Origin of the sequence: Oceanobacillus luteolus (assembly GCF_023715655.1) — a bacterium.
GTDB lineage: Bacteria > Bacillota > Bacilli > Bacillales > Amphibacillaceae > Oceanobacillus > Oceanobacillus luteolus.
In genome coordinates this window covers 1-890 of the sequence record NZ_JAMBON010000130.1, presented here as the reverse complement: position 1 = coordinate 890, position 890 = coordinate 1, and the positions used below count along the sequence as shown (strand labels likewise).

Below are 890 nucleotides of genomic sequence, written 5' to 3'. Positions count from 1 at the left end.
CAATAATTTCCAGTAAATTCGCATAACTTTACTGGGTTAGTTTAGTGTTGCCTTTTTTAAGGATAATGCACCTTGATAACTGAACAATTATTTATTTACCTCTTGACATATCACCGCAGGTCTTTATCTATATTATCTGCCACATAGGAATCAGATGTCAAAGCTACGATTTACCCTCCCAATACTGTTCCATGAGTGAGCTGGACCAATGTGGCTGCCTGATTTCACCTCTTGGCAGGAATTCTTTCATCACTGGTTTTATATCGATAACCGGGGTTCCATCTATGGCATCTAATCCCCTAACGATTATTGCTCGATCCTTTAATTCCATCAACTCCACCATCGTCACACCTAATTTATTCGGTCTGTTTTTTCCTCTTTGAGCAAAAATCCCAACCTCCGGATAATCCTTTCTGTTCCTTGGATGCCTTGCCCCATACTCAATTTTTGAATCCGGTACCTTATCAAACAAAAAGATGATTTCCAGGTGAGAAAACGCTTCGATTCCTTTTAATGACGATGCAGGAATATCTTCACGTAATACAATGGTTGATAACACCGAGCCCCAATAGTCATCTGTAATACTTGTTCGCTGATTAGTTACATCAGCAATAGGTTCAATGGTATACATTGGTTTCGTCTCCCTCCTCTCGAGCTTCTTTCTTATTTACTGCTACATTGTCTATCTACCTATAAATTCAACAAAAAGTACCCTTCTCCTTCTTGAACCTCAAACCCGCTAAAAATAAAAAAGCCATAAACATTTTAGACTGACATAGCAATTTGAGACAATAATAAAACACCTTCTTAGGCTGCCATTCCACGAAATTCTATTGGAGATTGGTAGCCTAATTTTTCTTGAATACGCTCTTCATTATAATGCTTCATAA

General features: G+C 38.0%; 1 protein-coding gene. It reads right to left on the bottom strand.

The annotated features are described in order from the left end of the window. Window positions 1–163: 163 nt before the first annotated feature. Complete coding sequence (locus tag M3210_RS20025) at window positions 164–631, bottom strand: SAM-dependent methyltransferase (protein ID WP_251518054.1); 468 nt, start codon at window positions 629–631, stop codon at window positions 164–166. Window positions 632–890 lie beyond the last annotated feature (259 nt).

Coding starts and splice junctions, on each gene's coding strand:
- M3210_RS20025 (WP_251518054.1), bottom strand. CDS start 631: ATGTATACCATTGAACCTATTGCTGATGTAACTAATCAGCGAACAAGT.